Origin of the sequence: Burkholderia sp. 22088, from assembly GCF_052045915.1 — a bacterium.
GTDB classification, from domain to species: Bacteria; Pseudomonadota; Gammaproteobacteria; order Burkholderiales; family Burkholderiaceae; genus Burkholderia; species Burkholderia cepacia.
The window spans coordinates 16371-39263 of the sequence record NZ_JBQEPY010000006.1 but is presented as its reverse complement, the minus strand read 5'-3'; the positions used below and the strand labels follow the sequence as shown (position 1 = coordinate 39263).

13 protein-coding genes are annotated in these 22893 nt (G+C 68.4%); 9 read left to right on the top strand and 4 right to left on the bottom strand.

Annotated features, from left to right (window positions below; translation table 11 throughout):
* Nucleotides 1-325 precede the first annotated feature (325 nt).
* Complete coding sequence (locus tag ACTJLD_RS12995) at nucleotides 326-1729, top strand: HdeD family acid-resistance protein (protein WP_440658945.1); 1404 nt, start codon at nucleotides 326-328, stop codon at nucleotides 1727-1729.
* 96 nt (nucleotides 1730-1825) lie between these two features.
* A complete protein-coding gene (locus ACTJLD_RS12990) occupies nucleotides 1826-2404 on the top strand; it encodes a hypothetical protein (protein WP_334034040.1) in 579 nt (192 codons plus the stop codon).
* An 81-nt stretch (nucleotides 2405-2485) separates the two neighbouring features.
* Here the strand turns inward: ACTJLD_RS12990 and ACTJLD_RS12985 are convergent, their stop codons facing one another.
* The gene (locus ACTJLD_RS12985; protein ID WP_134256140.1) at nucleotides 2486-2875 is read right to left on the bottom strand and encodes an OsmC family protein; all 390 of its coding nucleotides are present in this window, start codon (nucleotides 2873-2875) and stop codon (nucleotides 2486-2488) included.
* A gap of 230 nt (nucleotides 2876-3105) precedes the next feature.
* Here ACTJLD_RS12985 and ACTJLD_RS12980 point away from each other — a divergent pair, with 230 nt between their 5' ends.
* The gene (locus tag ACTJLD_RS12980; RefSeq protein WP_027789599.1) at nucleotides 3106-3837 is read left to right on the top strand and encodes a ribonuclease T2; all 732 of its coding nucleotides are present in this window, start codon (nucleotides 3106-3108) and stop codon (nucleotides 3835-3837) included.
* Nucleotides 3838-3997: 160 nt separating this feature from the next.
* Here the strand turns inward: ACTJLD_RS12980 and ACTJLD_RS12975 are convergent, their stop codons facing one another.
* A complete protein-coding gene (locus ACTJLD_RS12975; protein ID WP_440658943.1) occupies nucleotides 3998-4636 on the bottom strand; it encodes an isochorismatase family cysteine hydrolase in 639 nt (212 codons plus the stop codon).
* A gap of 296 nt (nucleotides 4637-4932) precedes the next feature.
* A complete protein-coding gene (locus ACTJLD_RS12970) occupies nucleotides 4933-5847 on the bottom strand; it encodes a glutaminase (protein ID WP_027789597.1) in 915 nt (304 codons plus the stop codon).
* Between the two features lie 218 nt (nucleotides 5848-6065).
* Here ACTJLD_RS12970 and ACTJLD_RS12965 point away from each other — a divergent pair, with 218 nt between their 5' ends.
* The 3 genes from ACTJLD_RS12965 to ACTJLD_RS12955 all read left to right on the top strand — a co-directional run bounded on the left by ACTJLD_RS12965 (nucleotide 6066) and on the right by ACTJLD_RS12955 (nucleotide 8933).
* On the top strand, nucleotides 6066-6776 hold the full coding sequence (locus ACTJLD_RS12965; RefSeq protein WP_027789596.1) for a response regulator: 711 nt from the start codon (nucleotides 6066-6068) through the stop codon (nucleotides 6774-6776).
* Nucleotides 6777-6840: 64 nt separating this feature from the next.
* Nucleotides 6841-7971, top strand: coding sequence for an ATP-binding protein (locus tag ACTJLD_RS12960; protein WP_091918933.1), 1131 nt, complete (start codon nucleotides 6841-6843; stop codon nucleotides 7969-7971).
* A gap of 338 nt (nucleotides 7972-8309) precedes the next feature.
* Nucleotides 8310-8933: an FMN-dependent NADH-azoreductase gene (locus ACTJLD_RS12955; protein WP_440658941.1), complete on the top strand. Its 624-nt coding sequence runs from the start codon at nucleotides 8310-8312 to the stop codon at nucleotides 8931-8933.
* A 57-nt stretch (nucleotides 8934-8990) separates the two neighbouring features.
* Here the strand turns inward: ACTJLD_RS12955 and ACTJLD_RS12950 are convergent, their stop codons facing one another.
* Nucleotides 8991-11390 carry a patatin-like phospholipase family protein gene (locus ACTJLD_RS12950; RefSeq protein WP_059698257.1) on the bottom strand — a complete coding sequence of 800 codons (2400 nt, stop codon included), beginning with the start codon at nucleotides 11388-11390 and terminating at the stop codon, nucleotides 8991-8993.
* A 271-nt stretch (nucleotides 11391-11661) separates the two neighbouring features.
* Here ACTJLD_RS12950 and ACTJLD_RS12945 point away from each other — a divergent pair, with 271 nt between their 5' ends.
* The 3 genes from ACTJLD_RS12945 (at nucleotide 11662) to ACTJLD_RS12935 (ending at nucleotide 22810) form a co-directional block, all read left to right on the top strand.
* Nucleotides 11662-12696 (top strand): rod shape-determining protein, encoded by a 1035-nt coding sequence (locus tag ACTJLD_RS12945; RefSeq protein ID WP_027789592.1) that lies wholly within the window; start codon nucleotides 11662-11664, stop codon nucleotides 12694-12696.
* A gap of 266 nt (nucleotides 12697-12962) precedes the next feature.
* Complete coding sequence (locus ACTJLD_RS12940; protein ID WP_440658939.1) at nucleotides 12963-13652, top strand: YdcF family protein; 690 nt, start codon at nucleotides 12963-12965, stop codon at nucleotides 13650-13652.
* A 551-nt stretch (nucleotides 13653-14203) separates the two neighbouring features.
* Nucleotides 14204-22810, top strand: coding sequence for an autotransporter-associated beta strand repeat-containing protein (locus tag ACTJLD_RS12935; protein WP_440658938.1), 8607 nt, complete (start codon nucleotides 14204-14206; stop codon nucleotides 22808-22810).
* Nucleotides 22811-22893: the final 83 nt, after the last annotated feature.

Below are 22893 nucleotides of genomic sequence, written 5' to 3'. Positions count from 1 at the left end.
ACGCCCTCGTAGCCGGATTCTGGCGTATCCGCCGCGCGTTGTCGAACGGGAAATCTGCCTGGGCAGCGCTCGCAATCCGGCCCTGTCCAGCGGCATGCTGCGCTCTCCGAACCCGCCGCCAACGTTTTCGTCGCGCTTTCAACCGCCTCCGCCATATCTTATTATTCGGCCAGTGCGGAGGCGTACCGGCCGCCAACGGTCATGTCGAGGCATGACGCGCCGGCATGAATGACCGCTTTTCGGCCTGTGCGTCGCTCGATGCGCGGTCGAAACGACAGGACCCGCGTGGCCAGCGCGTGTCCCAAAAAAATCACGAGAGGGCGCGATGGTACGACTGGTCTTACTGCTGCTGGGTATCGAATACTTGCGCACCCGCTGGCGCGGGCTGACCGCGCTCGGCTGGGTGTGGGTCGTCGCGGGTGTCGTGATCTTCGTCGACGCGCTCGACGGCGCGCTGCATTTTCCGATCCAGATCTTCGCGTGGCTGTTCCTGATCGAGGGGCTCGCGACGCTCGCGGTGGCCGGCAGCGGCGTCGGCGGGCAGCGCGTCCTGCGCTACGTGAAGGGGATCGCGGTCGTGGTGGCCGCCGGGCTCGTGTTCGCGGGGCATCACCACGGCCATTTCCTGCTGTCGATGATCTTCGGCACGCTGTTCCTCGTCGACGGGCTGCTGCAGTGCACCGCCGCGTTGATGGTGCGCTATCGCCGCTGGAACGTCGCCTTCGCGTGGGGCGTCGTCGAGATCCTGCTGGCGATCTTCTTCTACCAGCCGTACCCGACCCACTATGTGGGCACCGTGCCGTACTGCCTCGGCCTGCTGCTGATATTCGGCGGGATGCACATGCTGAGCCTCGCCGCACGCGTGCGGCGACTGACGCGCAATCCGGCGTTCGCGACCTCGCCGGCGCCGGCACTCGCGCCGGACCTCGACGATGCGCGCGACCTGCCGCATTTTTCCCAATCCGAATGGGACGGCCCGCCGGCCGACGGCGAGCATGCGCTCACCGTGCACGTGTGGACGCCGACCGGCACGTCGAAAGCCGAAGCGCAACGCTACCCGGTGATCGACCGCTATATCGCGGCGGTCGACGTCAACGGCGTGATCTCGACCGGGCACGCGGCGCTGGAATCGCCGGAGGGTATCTATATCAGCCTGTATCCGGGCGTCGAAATCGATCGTTCTCCGGACGAATTCACGCGCATCCTGCGTGCAACCCGCGAAAACGACGTGCCGGGCTTGTTCCAGCCCGACTACGCGACCGAGTCGAAGGCATGGTGCCCGTCGACCGTGCGCGTGCGGATCCGCAACTACGATCCGGCGAAGCTGGACGCGTTCTGGTCGTCGTACCGGCAGAACGTGACGTACAACCTCACGCACCGCAACTGCTCGAGCACCGTGTCGAACGCACTCGAAGCCGCGCTCGACGGCGCGGTGTGGCGGCTGAAGGGCGCGCGCGCCGGATGGGGCGCGTTCGTGCGGTTGCTGCTCACGCCCGAGCTGTGGGTTGCCGCGCAGATCCGCAAGCGCGCGGTGACGATGGCGTGGACGCCCGGGCTCACGCTCGACTATGCGCGCGCGCTCAGCATGCTTGCCGACCCGCGGCCGTTCGCGTGGTGGAAGGTCGCGCGCTCGGCCGTGAAGGCGATCATGGCGTCGCGCCGCACGTGGCGCGAGCAGGACAACGCGGCGCTGTCGCCGGGCGGATCGGAGGCCGCGTCGTTGAAGTGACCGCCTGCCGCCGGACGAGTGCCCGGCGGCACTGAGGCCGCCACCGCGCGACCCGGCGATGTTGCCCGCCACAAGAACCCACAGATACGAACAACAATGAACAAGACGAGCGCATTCCGCATCCTGATTCCCGCCGCGCTGGCGCTGACGAGCGCCGGCTTCGCGCAGGCGAGCGTGAACGAAGTGCCACGCATGAGCGACGACGTGTACCGCACCTCGGTGTCGTTCTGCTCGAACGTCGCGGCCGCGGAGAGGATCGTGTGCCAGGGCGACATGATCGCCGCGGGCAGCCGGATCGTCGCGGCGATCGGCGGCCTGCCGCCGGCATCCGCCGCGTCGATCGACGAAGGCGCGCGCAACAAGCTGCCGGCGGCGGAGCGCAAGGGGCTCGCGCCTGTCGAGCCGCGCGCGATCGACAAGGACGACGATGTCGCCGGTCTCGCCGGCATGGTGCGCCTGTGCGACGTGTACGAATCCGAACCGGCATCGCGTGCGCGGCATCACGCGGCCTTGAAGCAGCAGGCGCCGGATGCGGCACCGCGCGTCGAGGCGTTGCTGGCCGATGCGTCGACGGCGGCGCGCCAGCGCGTCAGCATCGGCGTGTGGCAGATCCTCGCGCTCGAAGGCCCCGAAGCGTCCGCCCGCGCGTGCACACAGCTCGGCACCGGGTCGTGAGTGCCTGTTCGCCACCGATGCTTGTCGCGCGGCCGTCGACGTGCGGGTGTCGATCGTGCCGTGTCCGGCGCGCCGTGACGGTCAGCCGCTCGCGATCGTGGCCGGCCTGACCCGTATCGGCTTGCCGAGCGTCCGGGCGACCGGAGAAGCCCGCACCGCGTCGCGCACGAGTGTCTGCTGCGCGTGCGACAGCGGCGCGACGAAGCGCAGTGCGATGTCGAAGCCCGTTTCGTGGTCGAGGCGATCGACGGTGACGTCCGCCGTGCATGCGGGCAGCGTCACGCCCGCCTGTCGTGCGGCCAGGTCGATCGACATGCAGACGCAGGCCGCGAGCGCGCTTTCGAGCAGTTCGTGCGGCCGCATGCCGGCGTCGCCGCCCTGGCCGTCCTTGCGCGTGTCCGAGCGCACGACGCTGCGCCCGTTGCCGATCTCGACGCAATATGGCTTGCCGAGCCGTGTCGCGGTCACCATGGCGATGCTCCGTTGCAGGATGAGGGTGGCGACACGGTACGCCGGCGTCGCTTGGGGCGGAAGGCAACCACTGGTACCGGTACCGGTTGTAACCGGCTCGGCGGCGACCCGCGCATTCTTTCGTCCACCTTCACATTCGTGCCATGTTGCGACGGCGACAATCGCGGTCGGACATTCGACAACCGTGCGGCGCATCCCGCGACCGCATGCCTTTTCCGAGGAAACACGCCATGCTCAAGACGCTCGCCCGCGCCGCTGCCGCACTCGCCGTTGCTTCCGTGTCGTTGCACGCCGCCGCGCAGACCAGCTACGACTACCTGTTGCTCGCCGCATCGTGGGAGCCCGGCTTCTGCGCGTCGCACGACACGCCGGAATGCACGAACCTCGCCGGCTCGTATGCGGCGACGAGCCTGTCGCTGCATGGCCTGTGGCCGAACCGCTATGACGGCAACCAGCCGTTCTATTGCGGCGTGCCGCAGAACGACATCGACCTCGACAACGCGCACCAGTGGTGCAGCATGGACGCCTACCCGATCAGCAGCGCGACCCGCAACACGCTGTCGACCTACATGCCGGGCGTCGCGTCGTGCCTCGACAAGCACGAATGGTTCAAGCACGGCACCTGCTCGAACTCGGCGACGCCCGATGCGTACTGGAACCAGGCGTCCGGCATGATCAGCCGGCTCGGCAATACGTCGTTCAACGCGTTCCTGCAGGCGAACGCGGGCAAGACGGTCACGCGCAACCAGTTGCTGTCCGCATTCGAAGGCGCGTTCGGCAGCAACACGCGCAGCGCGGTGTCGCTGAAGTGCACGAAGACGAATGGCGTCAGCTATTTCACCGAAGCGTGGATCGCGGTGAAGACCAATGCGACCGCGCAGTTCCCGAGCGCCGCGTCGCTCGTGACCGACGGCAATACGCAGGGCACGTGCCCGACGTCGGGTGTGTATATCGCGAAGTAACGACGAAGGGGGGGGCGGCGCGCGCGGCATCGCGCACGCCGTCGCCCGTTACGGGTTCGGCGGGACGCTCGACCACGGCAGCCGGGCCTGGTAGCCGTCACCCGTGCAGGTCGACTCGGGTGATGACGTTGGCCCGTCACGCTCGCGCGTGTGCGTGCGCTTATGCGAGCAGCCGCAACGCGTCCTCGAGCGACAGCACCGTCGTGCGCGATTCGAAGGCGGTGGCGAACAGGTGTTCGTGAACCACCGGGTCCGGGTCGTAGCAGCAATCCTTGACCGTATAGAGGCGGAAGTCCGCGTCGCTCGCGTGGGCGATCGACGACAGCATCACGCCCGTCGACGCGATGCCGACCATGATCAGCGAATCGACGCCTTGCTCGACCAGGCGCGCTTGCAGATCGGTACCGAAGAACACGCTGGCGCGGTGCGCGACGATCAGCGGCTCGTCGGCCTGCCGACCCAACTCCGGGCATGGGCCGTCGTCGATGAAGCGGCCGAGCTGCTTGATGCCCTGGCCGTTCTTGTTGCGCGGGCTGACTTCCGGATAGCCGGGGCTGAACCGGAGGTTCGCGAACCAGACGCCGATGCCGCTTGCCCGCGCCGCATCGCAGAGCCGGCGCGTATTGGCGAGCAAATCGGGCGCGACCGACGGGAAGAGGCCGAGGATGTCGGTCTGGTAATGCATGACGAGCAGCGCGGTGCTTGACGGCACGATGGCGGGAATCGGGGCGGATGGGGCGTCGCCGGGGTTCGTGCGGGTTGCCGTTGTGGCGATTTCCGGTGCGTTTTGCCGAGTCATGAACGAGGGTCTCCGATAGCTCGCGGGGAATTTCAGCGTCCCCGATTTGTACCGGAAAATCGGGGTGGTTGCCGATGCGATTTTCGTAGGGGCATTTTGTTGCGCCTCGCGGTGGTTTCCGTCACACCGGCGCCACGTTTGTGCGCAGCCGCTAATATACTGGCGTGCGCTTTAGCGACCAACGGTCGGTTGCGGTAGTTCGGGGCGATTGCAGCCAACGGCCCAATTTGCCATTGCGTACGCCGATATGAATCGGTCACTGTAGCGCCAGGCGAGACACGCCTAATTCCGCTCCCTCAAAAAATCGACCTTCCCGAATAAGTCGTCAACCACTCCAACGCCAGCGTGCCGGCCAACGAGTTCCCATTAGCATCGAGCCCTGGCGCCCACACACAAACCGCCATCTCCCCAGGCAGCACCGCAACGATCCCGCCACCGACACCACTCTTCGCCGGCAACCCGACGCGATACACAAAATCCCCCGCCGCATCGTAAGTGCCACAGGTCAGCATCAACGCCGACAGCCGCTTGGCGGAACTCGAATCCACGATCCGCTCGCCGGTCACCGGCGCGACCCCGCCATTCGCGAGAAACAGCGCGGCGCTTGCCAGCTCGACACAGTTCATCGTGATCGCGCACTGTCGGCAATACGCGTCGATCACCGTGTCGGGCGGCATCTGCATGTTGCCGAAGCTCGCCATGAAGTGCGCCATCGCGCGGTTGCGCTCCGCGTGCTGCAGTTCCGACTGCGCGACGCGCGAATCGTAGTCGATGTCGTTCGCGCCGATCAGCCGCCGCACGAATTCGACGAGCGCCGTCTCGGCCTTCACGAAGCGGCGGCACAGCACGTCGGTGACGACCAGCGCCCCCGCATTGATGAACGGGTTGCGCGGCTTGCCGCGCTCGCTCTCGAGCTGGACCAGCGAGTTGAACGCGTTGCCGGACGGCTCGCGGCCGACCCGTTCCCACAGGTCGTCGCCCAGCAGCTGGAACGCGAGCGTGCACGCAAACAGCTTCGAGATGCTCTGGATCGAGAAGCGCTCGTGCGCGTCGCCGACCGTGCAAACGTTTCCGTCGAGTGTGACGACGGCCATCCCGAACTTGTCGGCGGGCACTTTCGCGAGCTCGGGAATGTAATCGGCGACCCGTCCCTGGCCAATCCAGGGGGCGAGTTCGGTGTGGATGCGTTCGAGGATCGTTTGATAATTCATCAAGTCAGGCGGGCAGGGCATGGCCCGGATTCAGGCGAGCCCGTATGGAACCGTCCCGGCGCCGATTCGTCAAGCTCGGCCGATATCGCTCCCTTATTTTCAAGACCGCTAAACAGGCAATCGGCTGGCGCAGTATCATGCGGTACGTTTCGGCCAATGGCCGGCGTCCGGCACCGGCCGGCGCCGCCGCGGCTTTCCCGATGAACCGACCGCTGCCCATGTCTTTTCGCATCCTGCTCGTCGAAGACGACACCCGCCTGTCCACGCTGATCGCCGGCTACCTGCGCAAGAACGACTATGAAGTCGATACTGTGCTGCATGGTGACGCCGCGGTGCCGGCGATCCTGTCCATTCGTCCCGATCTCGTCATTCTCGACGTGAACCTGCCGGGCAAGGACGGCTTCGAAATCTGCCGGGAGGCGCGCAAGCAGTACGACGGCGTGATCATCATGGTGACGGCCCGCGACGAGCCGTTCGACGAGCTGCTCGGCCTGGAATTCGGCGCGGACGACTACGTGCACAAGCCGGTCGAGCCGCGCATCCTGCTCGCGCGGATCAAGGCCCAGCTGCGCCGTGCGCCCGCGCGCGCGCCCGAGAGCAGCGCGCCGCAGCCCGAGCGCTACGCGTTCGGCAAGTTCTCGATCGACCGCACCGACCGCTCCGTCGTGCTGCCCGACGGCAGCACGCCCGACCTGACGTCGGCCGAATTCGACCTGCTGTGGGCGCTCGTGTGCCATGCGGGCGAAGTCGTCAGCCGCGACGACCTGATGCTGCAGTTGCGCGGCGTCGAGTTCGACGGCCTCGACCGCACGATCGACGGGCGCATCTCGAAGCTGCGCCGCAAGCTGCGCGACGACGCGAGCAACCCGCAGCGGATCAAGACGATCCGCAGCAAGGGTTATCAATTCAGCAAGCACGCGTGGGAATGACGCGGCCTTCGGGCGACGCCGTCACGTTCCGCGCGGGCATTCCCCCTGCCGGCCGGGAGCCGAGATGATCCGACGAACCCGTTCGCACCCCGATGCTCCGCCGCTGCCGACGCTGCGCTACGTCAAATGGCGCTGGCTGCATTTCCGCCGCGCGTGGACCGATACGCGCGCCGACCGCATTCCGAGCTGGTCGCGCCTTTACGTGCGCACCTACCTGCATCTGCTCGGCCTCGTGCTGCTGACCGCGCTCGTGCCGGCGCTCGCGCTGTGTGTCGAATTGTCGCCGCAGGTCGTGTGGCATGCGTTCGATTCGCTGCCCGGCGACATCTGGATCGTGCTCGCGTTCGTGTTCGCCGCACCCGCGCTCGCGGCGTACCGGTGGATGCGGCCGGTGTGGTCGGATCTCGTGATGGTGCGCGAGCGCGCGATCGACTTCACGGGCGGGCGCTTCAACACGCGCGCGCGCGAATCGCACAGCGTGATCATCGGCCCGCTCGCGCGGACGCTGAATGCGCTCGCGATGCGGATGGAACGCCTGATCGCCGCGCAGCGCGACCTCACGAACGGCATCTCGCACGAGCTGCGCACGCCGCTCGCACGCGTGCGTTTCGCGCTCGAAATGCTGCGCGAGCCAAGTTCCGCGGCCGAATACCAGAGCGCGCTCGAGAGCATCGCGCAGGACGTGACCGAGCTCGAGGAACTGATCGACATGAGCCTGACGTTCGCGCGGCTCGAATACAGTTCGCTGCAGTCGAACCTCGAGATGACGGCTCCCGTCGCGTGGTTCGAACACCAGGTCAACGATGCGCAGCTGCTGTATCCGGAACGCGCGATCGAGTCGCGCATCGCGATCGCGTCGGACCTGCGGGTGAAGATGGACCGGCGGCTGATGTCGTACGCGATGCGCAACCTGCTGCGCAACGCGAGCAAGTACGCGAAATCGCGGATCGTCGTCGGGATCTCGCTCGTGCACGGCAACATCGGGATCTTCGTCGAGGACGACGGCCCCGGCGTGCCGGAGAGCGAGCGCGAGCGGATCTTCGACGCGTTCGTGCGCCTCGACCGCCGCACCGGCGGTTATGGCCTCGGCCTGTCGATCACGCGGCAGGTGCTCCACGCGCACAACGGCCGGATCGCTGTCGTCGACCCGGTGGAACTCGGCGGCGCACGCTTCGAGATCAGCTGGCCGGTCTGACGATCCGCAACACGAGTCCCGGGCCTCCGGGCCTCGACAGCAACCCCGCACGACCCACGACCCCACGACAGCCGCGCGCGCCGGATTCGAGCGCGTCGCCGGCTCGTCCCGCCGTCCCTTACCCGTACCGCGTACCGCGTACCGATGTCCGCCCGCACCGCCACCCCATGACGATTCGTTTGGCGCACGTGCGCGCTTTGCATTACGATTGCAATTGCAACTGTGTGGGCGGGCCGATTCGTGTCAGTGGAGGCGGGCGGCCCGCGACGCAGCCGTGAAGCCGGGGCAGCCACGATGGCCGCTCCGTTGTTCATGCATTCCTGTCAGGGTCATACGTCATGCGGCTTTTGAATATCGTGTCATCTCCCCGCGGCGCGAGGTCGGCGTCGATCGCGGTCGCCAATGCCTTTGTCGATGCGTTCCGGGAAACGGGCGCATCGATTGACGTCGATACGCTGAATGTCTGGGAAGAAGACTTGCCGGACTTCGGCAGCGACGCGATCGGCGCGAAGTACAAAGGCGTCGCCAACGCGCCGATGGACGATGCGGAACAGTCGGTCTGGCGGCGCATCCAGGCGCTCGTGAAGCGCTTTCAGGAAGCGGACCGGATCGTCGTGGGCGTGCCGATGTGGAATTTCGGCTATCCGTACAAGCTCAAGCAACTGATCGATCTCGTCAGCCAGCGGAACATGCTGTTCACGTTCGACGGCAAGGCCTACGCTCCGCTGCTGGAGATTCCGCGGGCGCTGGTCATCCATGTTCGCGGACAGAGCCGGGAGACGGGCGCGGGCGCCGACAATCCCGGGTTCCGGCATCAGGCCGACTACATCGAATTCTGGTTGAGGTTCATCGGCGTGAGCGAGGTCAGGAGCCTGACCGTCGAACACACGTGGGGGGCGCTGGCGAGCGACAGCATCGAACGGGCGCAGGCCCGGGCGGTCGCGATGGCCGCGGCGTTCTGATCCGGGCGTGTCGCGCGAAGGCGTGGCGGATGCCGCCGAAGCGGCACCCGCGCACGCTCAGTACGTGCGGCCGAGCTGCAGGTAGAAGTTGCGGCGGCCGCCGGGCCCGAGCGCCACGCCGAGGTAGACCGGCCCGAACGCGGTCGACAGGCTCGTGAAGAACGTATAACTCTGCTTGAGCGAGCCGCCGCCGATCTGCTGCCCGCTCGACCAGACGTTGCCGACTTCCGCGCTGGCGCCCACCGACAGCGCCTTGATCGGCGATGCGTTGAACGTCATCAGCTGGTTCATGTAGGTCACCTGCGCATACGCGAGCTCGTTGCCGTTCAGCTGGTCGGCCGCATACGCGGACAGATGCTGGAAGCCGCCGAGCGTGAAGTTGAACGCGTTGTTCAGGTTGGTGCCGCCGATGCTCTTGCCGCCTTCGATCGTCGCGCTGACGCTGTGGCTGCCGAACTGCTGCGCCACCATCGCCTTGCCGTAGATCTCGGTGTAGGGCGCGCTGTTGATGCTGTCGTCGAATTCGCTCGCCGAGCCCCCGTTGCGCGACACCAGCGAGCGCTCGATGCGGAACTCGGTGAAATAGCCCTTGCGCGGGAACAGCGGATCGTCGAGTTGGTCGATGACGAGCCGCGCACGCGCGATCAGCGCCTGCGACGTGAAGCTCGGCCACAGCAGCGTCTGGCCGCTACCGTCGTCGAACGGGGACGGCAGGTTGTAGGTCGGCGAACCGTGCCCGGTCACGTACCCGATGCCGATCCGGAAATCGCCGAGCCGCGCGATCGGCAGGCCGAGGTCGATCCCGGCGCGCGCGGTCTGCATCAGGTACTGCGTGATCTTCACGTCGCCGGAGTCGTCGTACAGGTTCGCGTAGCGGCGCTGGTATTCCGCGTAGGGCGACAGATAGACGCCGTAGGCCATCGACAGCGGCTGGCGGAGCTCGACGCGCGCCGATTGCAGGTCGCTGCCGATCGTCGTGTCCGCGCGGAATTCGAGCCCCGATTCGGTGAGCCACGGGCGCCGGTAGCCGACGTGCAGGCGGAAGCCGCCCTCGTCGGTCGAGCTGCTCGACATGCCGAGCCCGAACAACAGGAAATTCGGCCCCCAGTATTTCTCGCGCGCGTCGATCTCGAGCACGTTCTCGTCACCGTGGCTCACGATCTGCTGCGTGACGCTCTCGAAGTTGCCGCCCGTCGTGAGGCCGAGCAGATCCTGGCTGACGGTGTTCGGATCGTACGTGTCGCCGGGCTTCACGTGCAGCGCGTTGCTGACGACCCGCTTCGGCACGCCGCCGGAGGTCTTGATCTCGATGCGCGTGATCCGGATCGGCGGCGGCAGCGGTTGCGCGTGCGCGGAGCGGTACGCCGCATATTGTTCCGGCGTGAGCGCGAAGCGCTGCAGCTTCGGCAGCGCCGCGGTCGCGGCGGCCGCGCCGGCGGCGATCGCCTGCTTCGCGTTCTGGAAATCGGTGAACGCGAGCGAGCCGAGATCCGGCGTGAGCAGCACGTCCTGCGCGTCGAGCTGCTTGCGCTGGGCGGTCACGTTCTGGCGGATCAGGATGCCGACCATCTGCTGCATCACGTCGGCGGGCGACGCGAGCGCGTCGAGCGGGCGCAGTTGCGAGCCGATGTCGACCGCGATCACGACGTTCGCGCCCATCTGCCGCGCGGTGTCGACGGGCAGGTTGCTGACGAGGCCGCCGTCCACCAGCGCGCGCCCGTTGATCTCGGCCGGCGCGAACAGGCCCGGCATGGCCATGCTCGCGCGGATCGCGAGCGGCAGCGAGCCGTGGTCGAGCACGACCATCTGGCCCGTCTGCAGGTCGGTCGCAACCGCGCGGTACGGGATCGGCAGGCGGTCGAACGGCTGGTTGGTGGGCACGGCGGCCGTCCAGTTCGCGAGCAGCGCCTGCAGCCGGTTCCCCTGCACGAGGCCGACCGGCGCCTTCACGCCTTTCTTGCCGAAGCCGAGCGTCAGCCCGTTGATGTACAGGCGTTCGTCCTCCCGGCTGGTTTGCGGCAGGTCCGCGCGATCCGTCACGTCGAACGCGATGTCAGCGAGGTTGACCTCCGACAGCCGCTTCTGCATCTCGCCGGCGGCCATGCCGCTCGCATACAGCCCGCCGACCACGGCACCCATGCTGGTGCCCGCGATGCAGTCGATCGGGATGCGGTTGTCCTCCAGCACCTTCAGGACCCCGAGATGTGCGTAGCCGCGCGCGCCGCCGCCGGACAGCACGAGGCCGATCGACGGCCGGCCGGCCGGGCCGCCGTCGGCGTCGCAGGTGTGCCCGGATGCGGCGGGCGTGGCAGCCGGCGCGCTGGCGGCGGTGGCTTGGGCGGCGGCGGATTCGGGGGCCGGCAGCGGTTGCGCGGCGACCGTGCAGCACCAGAAGGCGACGAGCGTCGTGCAAAGCGGGCGCACCCGCGCCCAGCGGAAGGAAACGGTCGCTGTCATGGTGGAAATACCTGGCGTGATCGGGCGTCTGAGGCCTGCCGGGAGCAGGCAAGACCGAGAGATTACCGTGTTTTACAGACGCAATGCGAGAGGCTGTGGCGTAGCCGGATGTGTCCGGAACGGCACATTTGACAATTGCGTCGCGAAAAAATCATCGGAATTGCCTAAAGTATCGGAACGATTTGCCGCTAAGTCCGTGATGGAGCGGCATGGCCGCGCCACGGAAATGCGGCGCGGCTGCCCCGCGTCCGTTCGATTACAAAGGTTTGATATGTCGACACCGCTGTTCGGAAAGTTGTTTGCGCAACCCGTTGCGATCGACCCTGGAACGGCAAGTACGCGGATTTATACGCACGAACGCGGCGTGGTGCTGAACCAGCCGTCGGTCGTCTGCTTCCGCAAGGCCGGCGCGACCGACGCACGGCCGACGCTCGAGGCCGTCGGCGAGCTCGCAAAGGCGCTGCTCGGCCGCGAACCGGGGCATCTCGAAGCCGTGCGGCCGATGCGGCACGGCGTGATCGCCGACGCGCACGCGGCCGAGCAGATGATCCGCAGCTTCATCGACATGTCGCGCACGCGGTCGCGTTTCGGCCGCCGCGTCGAGGTCACGCTGTGCGTGCCGTCCGATGCGACGGCCGTCGAGCGCCGCGCGCTTCGCGAGGCCGCGTTCGCGGCAGGTGTATCGGAGGTCGAACTGATCGAGGAATCGCTGGCGGCCGGGCTCGGCGCGGGCCTGCCGGTGACCGAGCCGGTCGGCTCGATGGTCGTCGACATCGGCGGCGGGACGACGGAAGTCGCGGTGATCGCGCTCGGCGGCATCGTCTACCGCGAGGCGATCCGCGTCGGAGGCAACCAGTTCGACGCGGCGATCGTCAATCATGTCCGCAACCTGTATGGCGTGCTGCTCGGCGAGCAGACGGCCGAGCACGTGAAGCAGTCGATCGGCTCGGCCACCAGCGCGGTGCCGCGCAGGTCGACGCGCGCGGTCGGGCGCAGCGTCGGCGACGGCCTGCCGCGCTCGATCGAGCTGTCCAACCATGACGTGGCGGACGCGCTGGTCGCGCCGCTCAAGCAGGTGATCGGCGCGGTGAAGTCGGTGCTGGAGAACGCGCCGGCCGAGCTCGTGACCGATATCGCGAATCGCGGCGTGGTGCTGACGGGCGGCGGCGCGCTGCTCGCGGATCTCGAGCGACTGCTGTACGACGAGACGGGCCTCGTCGCCCGGATCGCCGACGAGCCGGCCACCTGCGCGGTGCGCGGCGCCGGCGAGGCGATGGGGCGGCTCGCGATGTGCCCGGTCGACTGATTCGGGCCGAGCCGTGCATCGCGGCACGGTCATTCACATTCTTTCCATCTCCGTAAATCTCCGCAGGTTTTCCCTTTCCAATTGCCTGCCCGCTTCGCCGGGCACGCTGCTCCGGTCGACTTGCCGGAAGGCCGGCCATCGTCCGGCATCGTTCCGCCGCGTGGACACCCGAACGCGCACCGTGCTAGCGTTACGCGCCCGCGCGGGGCCGGGCAAGCCGAAATGCCCGGCGAGCCCGAGCCCGACGACCTGAGAGACCGAAAACCTTGAAAAACCGCACCAAACGGGGCTTCTTCGCCCGAACGGGCCGCCTGCTGGCCATCGTTGCCTGCCTGTGGATCGTCGCAGCCGTTGCGCTCGTCGCGCACGGGCTGCGGATGCCGAGCGAGCCGGCCGATGTTGCCGTGATCTTCGGCAATGCGCTCGACGCGACCGGCGCGCCGAAGCCCGTACTCGCCGCCAGGCTCGATGTCGGCGTGCGCTGCTACCGCACGGGGCAGTGCCCGGCGTTCCTGGTCAGCGGCGCGATCGACGGCCCCGGGCTGAACGAGGCGACCGCGATGCGCGACTATCTGGTGGCGCGCGGCGTGCCGGCCGGCCGGATCGCGGTGGACGACCAGGGCGACAACACGCTCGCGACGGCGCAGCACACGCTCGCTTACCTGCAGGCGCACCGTGTGTCGCGCGTGCTGATCGTCAGCCAGTCCTATCATCTCGCGCGGGCGCGCCTCGCGTTCGAGCGTGTCGGCATCGCGCGGGCGAACATTTCCGCCGCATATCCGGCCCGTTTCCAGTTGCGCGACATCTATTCGAGCTGGCGCGAAGTGCCGGCCTACGCGGTGTATGCGGTGCGGTTGTGGGTGAACCCCGATGCGCGGCCCGTCTCGTTCCGGCCGATGCTTTATCTGATACGGCTGTTTTCGTCACGCGGTGCGGGTCTTCCGGTCGACGCGTGACGAACATCGACGTAACCCTGGAAGTGCCGGACGTTTCGTCTGATGAATGACGGCGAGTGGATTATCGTGCGTCGATCCTTTCCGGGCATGTAGATATTGCATTGCAAAAAATCTGGCCGCGATAATCGCGTGGATATTGGTGTTTTCACGGATGCGTCATTTTTCGCTGCTGTAAATAAATATCCAGGAAGTTGACAAAAGGAATACGGATTTACCTGTCAGACGCGCTCCGATAAGTAAAAAATGCGCGCCCGCCGGACCTCGATCAAATGGGGAAAAGATCGACTGGAAAAGCCTGTTTTTTTGATATAGCCTTGTCTGACAAAAGCAGGGCGGTGATCAAATCAACCAGAAAATCGCTGCAGAAAAACAGGGGCCATCGACATGTCATTCGGCTAGTTTCACGCCTGCCTTCCCGGGCCAATTAAAGATTCGTCCATGAATTAACCGACGTCGCATCGCGACAGCCGGGGCGGACGCTTTTGTCCGCGATTTTATGCTGGCGGCCGTTCGATTTCACGGTAATACCAATTCCAATAACGAGGGAAAGCATGAATCTTGCGCGTTCGAAAAAAGCCGGCGAACCGTTTCCGAGATTGCTGTTGCCGACGGGCGTTTTCCTGGCGTTGTCCGGCGCCGGTATCGTGCCCGCCCAGGCGACCTGCAGTACGGCAGGCACGACGGTAACCTGCTCCGGGGTCGCCAACCCGCTTGCGCCGAGCTATGCGAACAGCGCGAACAACATCCACGCCACCGTCAATCCCGGTGCGAGCGTCGGCGTGCTGCTCGGCGTCGGCGGCACCGCGATGTCGCTGACCGGCAACAACACCATACTGACCAACAACGGCACGATCGACCCGTCCGCGCTCGGTTCCGGGCTCGGCGTGCTGTCGAGCGGTGCGGTGATCGGCAATGCATCGGCGAGCCTCGGCACCAGCGTCACCAACAACGGCACGATGAACGGCACGACCGGCGTGGCGATCAGCGGCGTGACAGGCATGGCGCTGTCGGTCCAGAACGGCACGGGCGGTACGTCGACGATCAACAACACCGGCACGATCGGCTCGAACCCGCTGGTCGGCGCAACCCTCGTCGGCGCGGACGCGCCCGTGGTGGCCGCGTACGGCGGCGCCACGGTCAACATGACGAATAGCGGGACGATCAACGGTCGCGTGTCGCTCGGCTCGAACGGCACGCCCGGCCAGGGCAATACGTTTACCAACTCGGGCACGATCAACGGCGGCGTGTCGATGGGCGCGAACAGCACCAACACGTTCAATGCCGTGACGGGTTCGTCGGTCAATACGGCGGGCGGCACCGGCGGCGGGTTCAACATCACGATCGGCCCGAACACGATCAACGTGGCGGCGACGGGCACGGTCGACGGCGGCGCGGGCGGCGACAACACGCTCAACCTGAAGCAGGGCACCAGCGCGAACGGCACGATCGCGGTCAACAACTACGTCAACTTCAATCACGTCGACGTCCAGGCCGGCAACTGGACGATCAACGGCGCGTCGACCGCGCAGGACACGACGCTGTCGGGCGGCGTCGCGATCATCGGCAACAACGCGTCGCTCGGCACCGGTAACGTCACGGCCAACGGCGGCGCGCTGCAGGCGGGTACCGCCGGGCTCAACGTCGGCAACACCGTGACGCTCGGCGCGGGCGGGCTGACGGTGCAGGGCGCGACCGGGCTCACGCTGTCGGGCGCGGTGACGGGCGGCGGCGCGCTGACGAAGAACGACGGCGGCACGCTGACGTTGACCGGTGCGAACAGCTACACGGGCGGCACGAACCTGAACGGCGGCGGCATCGTCGTCGGCAACAACGGGGCGCTCGGCAGCGGTGCGCTGAACGTCAACGGCCCGGCCTCGCTCGACTCGAGTACGAACACGACGCTCGCCAACAACGTCAATCTCGCCAACGGCACCACGCTGACGGTCGGCGGCAGCAACAATCTCGGGCTGGCCGGCACCATCAACGGCAACGGCGGCATCGTGAAGAACGGCGCGGCGACGCTGACGCTGACGGGCGCGAACACCTACACCGGCGACACGACGATCAACAGCGGCACGCTCGCGGTGGGCGCGGGCGGCAGTCTGGCCTCGACCGGCACCGTGAACCTGACCGGCGCCGGCGCGACGTTCGACGTGGGCGGCGCATCGGGCACGCAGGCGATCGGCGCGCTGGCGGGCTCGGCCGGTACCAGCGTGAACCTCGGCGGCAATTCGCTGACGCTGAACGGCACCGTCAATGCGACGTACGCCGGCTCGATCGGCGGCGCGGGCGGCATCACGCTCTCCGGCAGCGGCACGCAAACGCTCACGGGCACGAACGTGTACACGGGCGGCACGAACCTGAACGGCGGCAACCTCGCGGTCGGCAGCAATACGGCGCTCGGCATCGGCGCGGTGAACGTCAACGGCTCGTCGTCGCTCGATGCGATCGCCAACGTATCGCTCGCGAACAATGTCAACGTCGCCACCGGCACGACGCTCACGCTCGTCGGCAGCGCCGATGTCGGCCTGAGCGGCACGGTCTCGGGCGGCGGCGGTCTCGTGAAGAACGGCGCGGCGACCGTGACGCTGTCCGGCGCGAACAACTACGCCGGCGGCACGACGCTGAATGCGGGCGGCCTGGTGCTCGGCAACAACTCGGCACTCGGCACGGGCGCGTTGACCGTCGGCGGCGCGGCGACGCTCGATACGAGCGCGAACCTGTCGGTCAACAACGCCGTCAACCTCGCCAACAGTTCAACGCTGACACTGGGCGGCAGCCATGCGCTCACGCTGAGCGGCGGCATTTCCGGCGCGGGCGCCCTCGTGAAGGACGGCGCGGCGACCACGACGTTGACGGCCGCGAACACCTACACGGGCGGCACGACGATCAACGCGGGCACGCTGGCGATCAGCGGAGGCGGCAGCCTGGCGTCGACCGGCGCGGTGAACCTGGCCGGCGCGGGTGCGGCGCTCGACCTGAGCGGCGCGACCGGCGCCCAGACGATCGGCGCGCTGTCGGGCGTGGCCGGGACGAACGTCACGATGGGCAACGGCGGGCTGACGCTCGGCGGAACCGCCAGCAGCACCTTCAGCGGCGCGATCGGCGGCGCCGGCAGCCTGACGCTGGCCGGCACCGGCACGCAGACGCTGAACGGCGCGAGCACCTACTCGGGCGGCACGAACCTGAACGGCGGCAGCAGTGTCGTGCTCGGCAACAATGCGGCGCTCGGCACGGGCACGCTGAGCGTCGCAGGCGCGGCGACGCTCGACACGAACACGAGCCTGTCGGTCAACAACGCGGTCGATCTTGGCAACGGTTCGACGCTGACGCTCGGCGGCAGCAACGCGCTCACGCTGAACGGCGGCATCGCCGGCGCGGGCGGTCTCGTGAAGAACGGCGCGGCGACCACGACGCTGACGGGGACGAACACCTACACGGGCGGCACGACAATCAATGCCGGCACGCTCGCGGTGGGCGCGGGCGGCAGCCTGGCGGCGACCGGCGCGGTGAACCTGGCCAACGCGGGCGCGGCGCTCGACCTGAGCGCTGCGACGAGCGCGCAGACGATCGGCGCGCTGTCGGGGGTGGCCGGGACGAACGTCAACATGGGCGGCAACGGGCTGACGCTGGGCGGGACGGCCAGCGGCACCTTCAGCGGCGTGATCGGCGGCACGGGCAGCCTGACGCTGGCCGGTACCGGCACGCAGACGCTGACGGGCGCGAACGCCTATACGGGCGGCACGAACCTGAACAGCGGCGGCCTCGTGCTCGGCAACGGCGGGGCGCTCGGTTCCGGCGCGCTGAACGTCGGTGGCGCGGCGACGCTCGACACGACCGCGAGCCTGTCGGTCAACAACGCGGTCAATCTTGGCAACGGTTCGACGCTGACGCTCGGCGGCAGCAACGCGCTCACGCTGAACGGCGGCATCGCCGGCGCGGGCGGTCTCGTGAAGGACGGCGCGGCGACCACGACGTTGACGGCCGCGAACACCTACACGGGCGGCACGACGATCAACGCCGGCACGCTGGCGCTCGGTGCCGGCGGCAGCCTCGCGGCGACGGGCGCGGTGAACGTGGCCGGCGTGGGGGCGACGTTCGACGTGAGCGGCGCGACGGGCGCGCAGACGATCGGCGCCCTGAGCGGCGTGGCCGGCTCGGCCGTGAACCTCGGCGCGAACGGCCTGACGCTGAGCGGGACCGCCAGCGGCAATTTCGGCGGCACGATTGGCGGCACCGGCGGCCTGACCGTGGCCGGCACGGGCACGCAAACGCTGTCCGGCACGAACACCTACACGGGCGGCACGACGATCGACGCCGGCAGCACGCTGGCGCTCGGCGCGAACGGCAGCCTGGCGTCGACCGGTACGGTGGACCTCGCCGGTGCGGGCGCGACGTTCAACCTGAGCGGCGCGTCGGGTGCGCAAACGATCGGTGCATTGAACGGCGCGGCGAATACGAACGTGGATCTTGGCGCGAACGGGCTGACGCTGAGCGGGACGGCCAGTGGCACCTTCGGCGGCGTGATCGGCGGCACGGGCGGCGTGACGTACGCGGGCACCGGCACGCAAACGCTGACCGGCGCGAACACCTACACCGGCGGCACGACGATCAACGGCGGCAGCACGCTGGCGCTCGGCGCGAACGGCAGCCTGGCGTCGGGCGGTGCCGTGAACCTTGCCGGCGCAGGCGCGACGTTCAACCTGAGCGGCGCATCGGGCTCGCAAACGATCGGCGCGTTGAACGGCGCGGCGAATACGAACGTCGATCTTGGCGCGAACGGGCTGACGCTGAGCGGGACGGCCAGCGGCACGTTCGGCGGCGTGATCGGCGGCACGGGCAGCGTGACGTATGCAGGCACCGGCACGCAGACGCTGACCGGCGCGAACACCTACACCGGTGGCACGACGATCAACGCCGGCAGCACACTCGCGCTCGGCGCGAACGGCAGCCTGGCGTCGGGCGGTGCCGTGAACCTTGCCGGCGCAGGCGCGACGTTCAACCTGAGCGGCGCATCGGGCTCGCAAACGATCGGTGCATTGAACGGCGCGGCGAATACGAACGTCGATCTTGGCGCGAACGGGCTGACGCTGAGCGGGACGGCCAGTGGCACCTTCGGCGGCGTGATCGGCGGCACGGGCGGCGTGACGTACGCGGGCACCGGCACGCAAACGCTGACCGGCGCGAACACCTACACCGGCGGCACGACGATCAACGGCGGCAGCACGCTGGCGCTCGGCGCGAACGGCAGCCTGGCGTCGGGCGGTGCCGTGAACCTTGCCGGCGCAGGCGCGACGTTCAACCTGAGCGGCGCATCGGGCTCGCAAACGATCGGCGCGTTGAACGGCGCGGCGAATACGAACGTCGATCTTGGCGCGAACGGGCTGACGCTGAGCGGGACGGCCAGCGGCACGTTCGGCGGCGTGATCGGCGGCACGGGCAGCGTGACGTATGCAGGCACCGGCACGCAGACGCTGACCGGCGCGAACACCTACACCGGTGGCACGACGATCAACGCCGGCAGCACACTCGCGCTCGGCGCGAACGGCAGCCTGGCGTCGGGCGGTGCCGTGAACCTTGCCGGCGCAGGCGCGACGTTCAACCTGAGCGGCGCATCGGGCTCGCAAACGATCGGTGCATTGAACGGCGCGGCGAATACGAACGTGGATCTTGGCGCGAATGGGCTGACGCTGAGCGGCACGGCCAGCGGCACGTTCGGCGGCGTGATCGGCGGCACGGGCAGCGTGACGTACGCGGGTACCGGCACGCAAACGCTGACCGGCGCGAACACCTACACCGGTGGCACGACGATCAACGGCGGCAGCACACTCGCGCTGGGTGCGAACGGCAGCCTGGCCTCGGGCAGCGCGGTGAACCTCGCCGGCACGGGCGCGACGCTCAACCTCGGCGGCGCATCGGGCGCGCAGACGCTCGGCGTGCTGACCGGCGGTACCGGCACGAACGTGAACCTCGGCGCGAATGCGCTGACGTTGAACGGCAGCGGCAACAACACGTTCGGCGGCGCGATCGGCGGCACGGGCAGCGTGACGTTCGCGGGCGCCGGCACGCAGACGCTGACCGGCGTGAACACGTACACGGGCGGCACGACGATCAACGGCGGCAGCACGCTGGCGCTCGGCGCGGGCGGCAGCCTGGCTTCGGGCAGCGCGGTGAATCTCGCCGGCACGGGTGCGACGTTCGACGTGAGCGGCGCATCGGGCGCACAGACGTTTGGTGCGCTGAGCGGCGCGACCGGCACGAACGTGAACCTCGGCGGCAACGCACTGACGTTGAACGGAAGCGGCGGGACATTCGGCGGGGCGATCGGCGGCACGGGCAGCGTGACGTTCGCGGGTGTCGGCACGCAAACGCTGACGGGTGCGAATACGTACACGGGCGGCACGACGATCAACGGCGGCAGCACACTCGCGCTGGGTGCGGGCGGCAGCCTCGCGTCGGGCAGCGCGGTGAATCTCGCCGGCACGGGCGCGACGCTCAACCTCGGCGGCGCATCGGGCGCGCAGACGCTCGGCGTGTTGAGCGGCGGTACCGGCACGAACGTGAACCTCGGTGCGAATGGCCTGACGCTGAACGGCAGCGGCAACAACACGTTCGGCGGGACGATCGGCGGCACGGGCAACGTGACGTTTGCGGGCGCCGGCACGCAGACGCTGACCGGCGCGAATACGTACACGGGCGGCACGACGATCAACGGCGGCAGCACGCTGGCGCTGGGTGCGGGCGGCAGCCTGGCGTCGGCGGGCGCGGTGAATCTCGCGGGCACGGGCGCGACGTTCGACGTAAGCGCCGCGACGGGCGCACAGACGATCGGTGCGCTGACCGGCACGGGCGGCACGAACGTGAACCTCGGCACGAATGCGCTGACGCTGAACGGCAGCGGCAACAACACGTTCGGCGGCACGATCGGCGGCACGGGCGGCGTGACGGTTGCCGGTAGCGGCACGCAGACGCTGACGGGCGCGAACACCTACACCGGCGGCACGACGATCAACGGCGGCAGCACGCTGGCGCTGGGTGCGGGCGGCAGCCTGGCGTCGGCGGGCGCGGTGAATCTCGCGGGCACGGGGGCGACGTTCGACGTAAGCGCCGCGACGGGCGCGCAGACGATCGGCACGTTGAACGGTGCGACCGGCGCGACGATCAATCTTGGCGCCAATGCGCTGACGTTGAACGGCAGCGGCAACGGCACGTTCGGCGGGACGATCGGCGGAGCGGGCGGCGTGACGATCGCCGGCACCGGTGTGCAGACGCTGACGGGCGCGAACACGTACACGGGCGGCACCACGATCGCGGCCGGCGGCACGCTGCAACTCGGCAACGGCGGCACGTCGGGCAGCATCGCCGGCAATGTCGTCGACAACGGCGCGCTGATCGTCAATCAATCCGGCAACGTGACGATTGCGAGCGTGCTGTCCGGTGCGGGCTCGCTGACGCAGGCCGGCAGCGGGCAACTGACGTTGACGGGCACCAGTACCCTGAGCGGGCCGACCACGGTCAGCGCGGGCACGCTCGCCGTCAACGGGTCGCTCGGCCAGTCGACCGTCACCGTGCAGAACGGCGCGACGGTCACGGGCACCGGCACGATCGGCGGCCTCGTGGTGCAGGGCGGCGCGACGGCGGCCGCGTCGCAGCCGGGCGCGGCGCTGAACGTGGGCGGCAACGTCACGTTCCAGCCGGGCTCGACGTTCCAGGTCGCGGCTTCGCCGCAGCAAAGCGGCAGCCTCGCGGCAGGCGGCACGGCGACGCTGAACGGCGGCACCGTGCAGGTGCTCGCGAACCAGAGCGGCTACCAGCCGAGCACGACCTACACGATCGTGACCGCGGCATCGGGCGTGCAGGGCGCGTTCAGCCAGGTGAATGCGAACTATGCGTTCCTGATGCCGACGCTCAGCTACGACCCGAATCACGTGTACCTGCGACTGGTCCAGAACGGCACGTCGTTGCCCGACGTCGCGACGACGCCCAACCAGCGCGCGGTCGCGGCCGCGCTCGGCGGGCTCGGCGCCGGCAATCCGCTGTACGACGCAGTCCTGACGACCGACGTGCCGACCGCACGCCGCGCATACGGGCTGCTCGACGGCGAACTGCAGGCGAGCCTGAAGAGCATGCTGCTGCTCGACAGCCGCTACGTGCGCGACGCGGTGACCGATCGCGTCCGCCAGGGCCTCGCGCCCGGATCGGGCCCGCTCGCCGCGCTGTCGTCGGGCGGCGCCGCGCTGTGCGGCGACAACACGGCCGGCGCGGTCGACGCGACGCTGCCGCCGGAACGCCGGATCGGCTCGCGCGAGGGCTGCTACGGCGGCACGCCTTATCAACCGGTGGTCTGGGGGCAGGCGTTCGGCGGCCGCAGCCGGCTCACCGGCGACGGCAACGCGTCGACGATCAACCGCAGCATGACGGGCTTCATCGCCGGTGCCGACATGGCGCTCAACGACAAGTGGCGTGCGGGTCTGGCCGCGGGCGTCACGCACAGCTCGCTCGACAACGCCCAGAGTTCGTCGGCGTCGGTGAACAGCTACTACCTGTCGCTGTACGGCGGCGCGCAGTACGGTGCGCTCGGCGTGCGCGGCGGCGCGTCGTACACGTGGTACCGGATCAACAGCGACCGCAATCCGGGCTTCGCGGGCTTCTCCGATCACGATTCGGCCGGTTACGACGCGAATTCGGCGCAGGTGTTCGGCGAAGTCGGCTACGCGCTGCCGGTCGGGCCCGTGGCGATCGAACCGTTCGCGGGCCTCGCGTATGTGAACCTGCATACCGACGGGTATACGGAAACGGGTGGCGCGGCCGCACTGCGCGCCGGCGGCGAGACGACCCACGTCGGCTTCTCGACGCTCGGCTTGCGCGCGGCGTCGCAGCTCGGCTCGATCGGGAGCGGCACGTTCACCGCGCGCGGGACGGTCGGCTGGCGGCATGCGTTCGGCAACGTGCGGCCGTCGTCGGCGTTCACGTTCGCGAACGGCGGCACGTCGTTCCAGGTGTCGGGCGTGCCGATTGCCCGCGACAGTGCCGTGCTCGAGGCCGGCATCGACGCGAACATCACGAAGCGCCTGACGCTCGGCCTCACGTACAGCGGCCAGTACGGCAGCGGCGTGCGCGACAACGCGATCCTCGGCAACATCCTGTGGAAATTCTGATCCGCATTTGATGTGCCTGTAAGCGACGCCAGGCGGCGACGGCAACGTCGCATGGCGTCGCGCTCTTTGCGTCGCTGCGCACG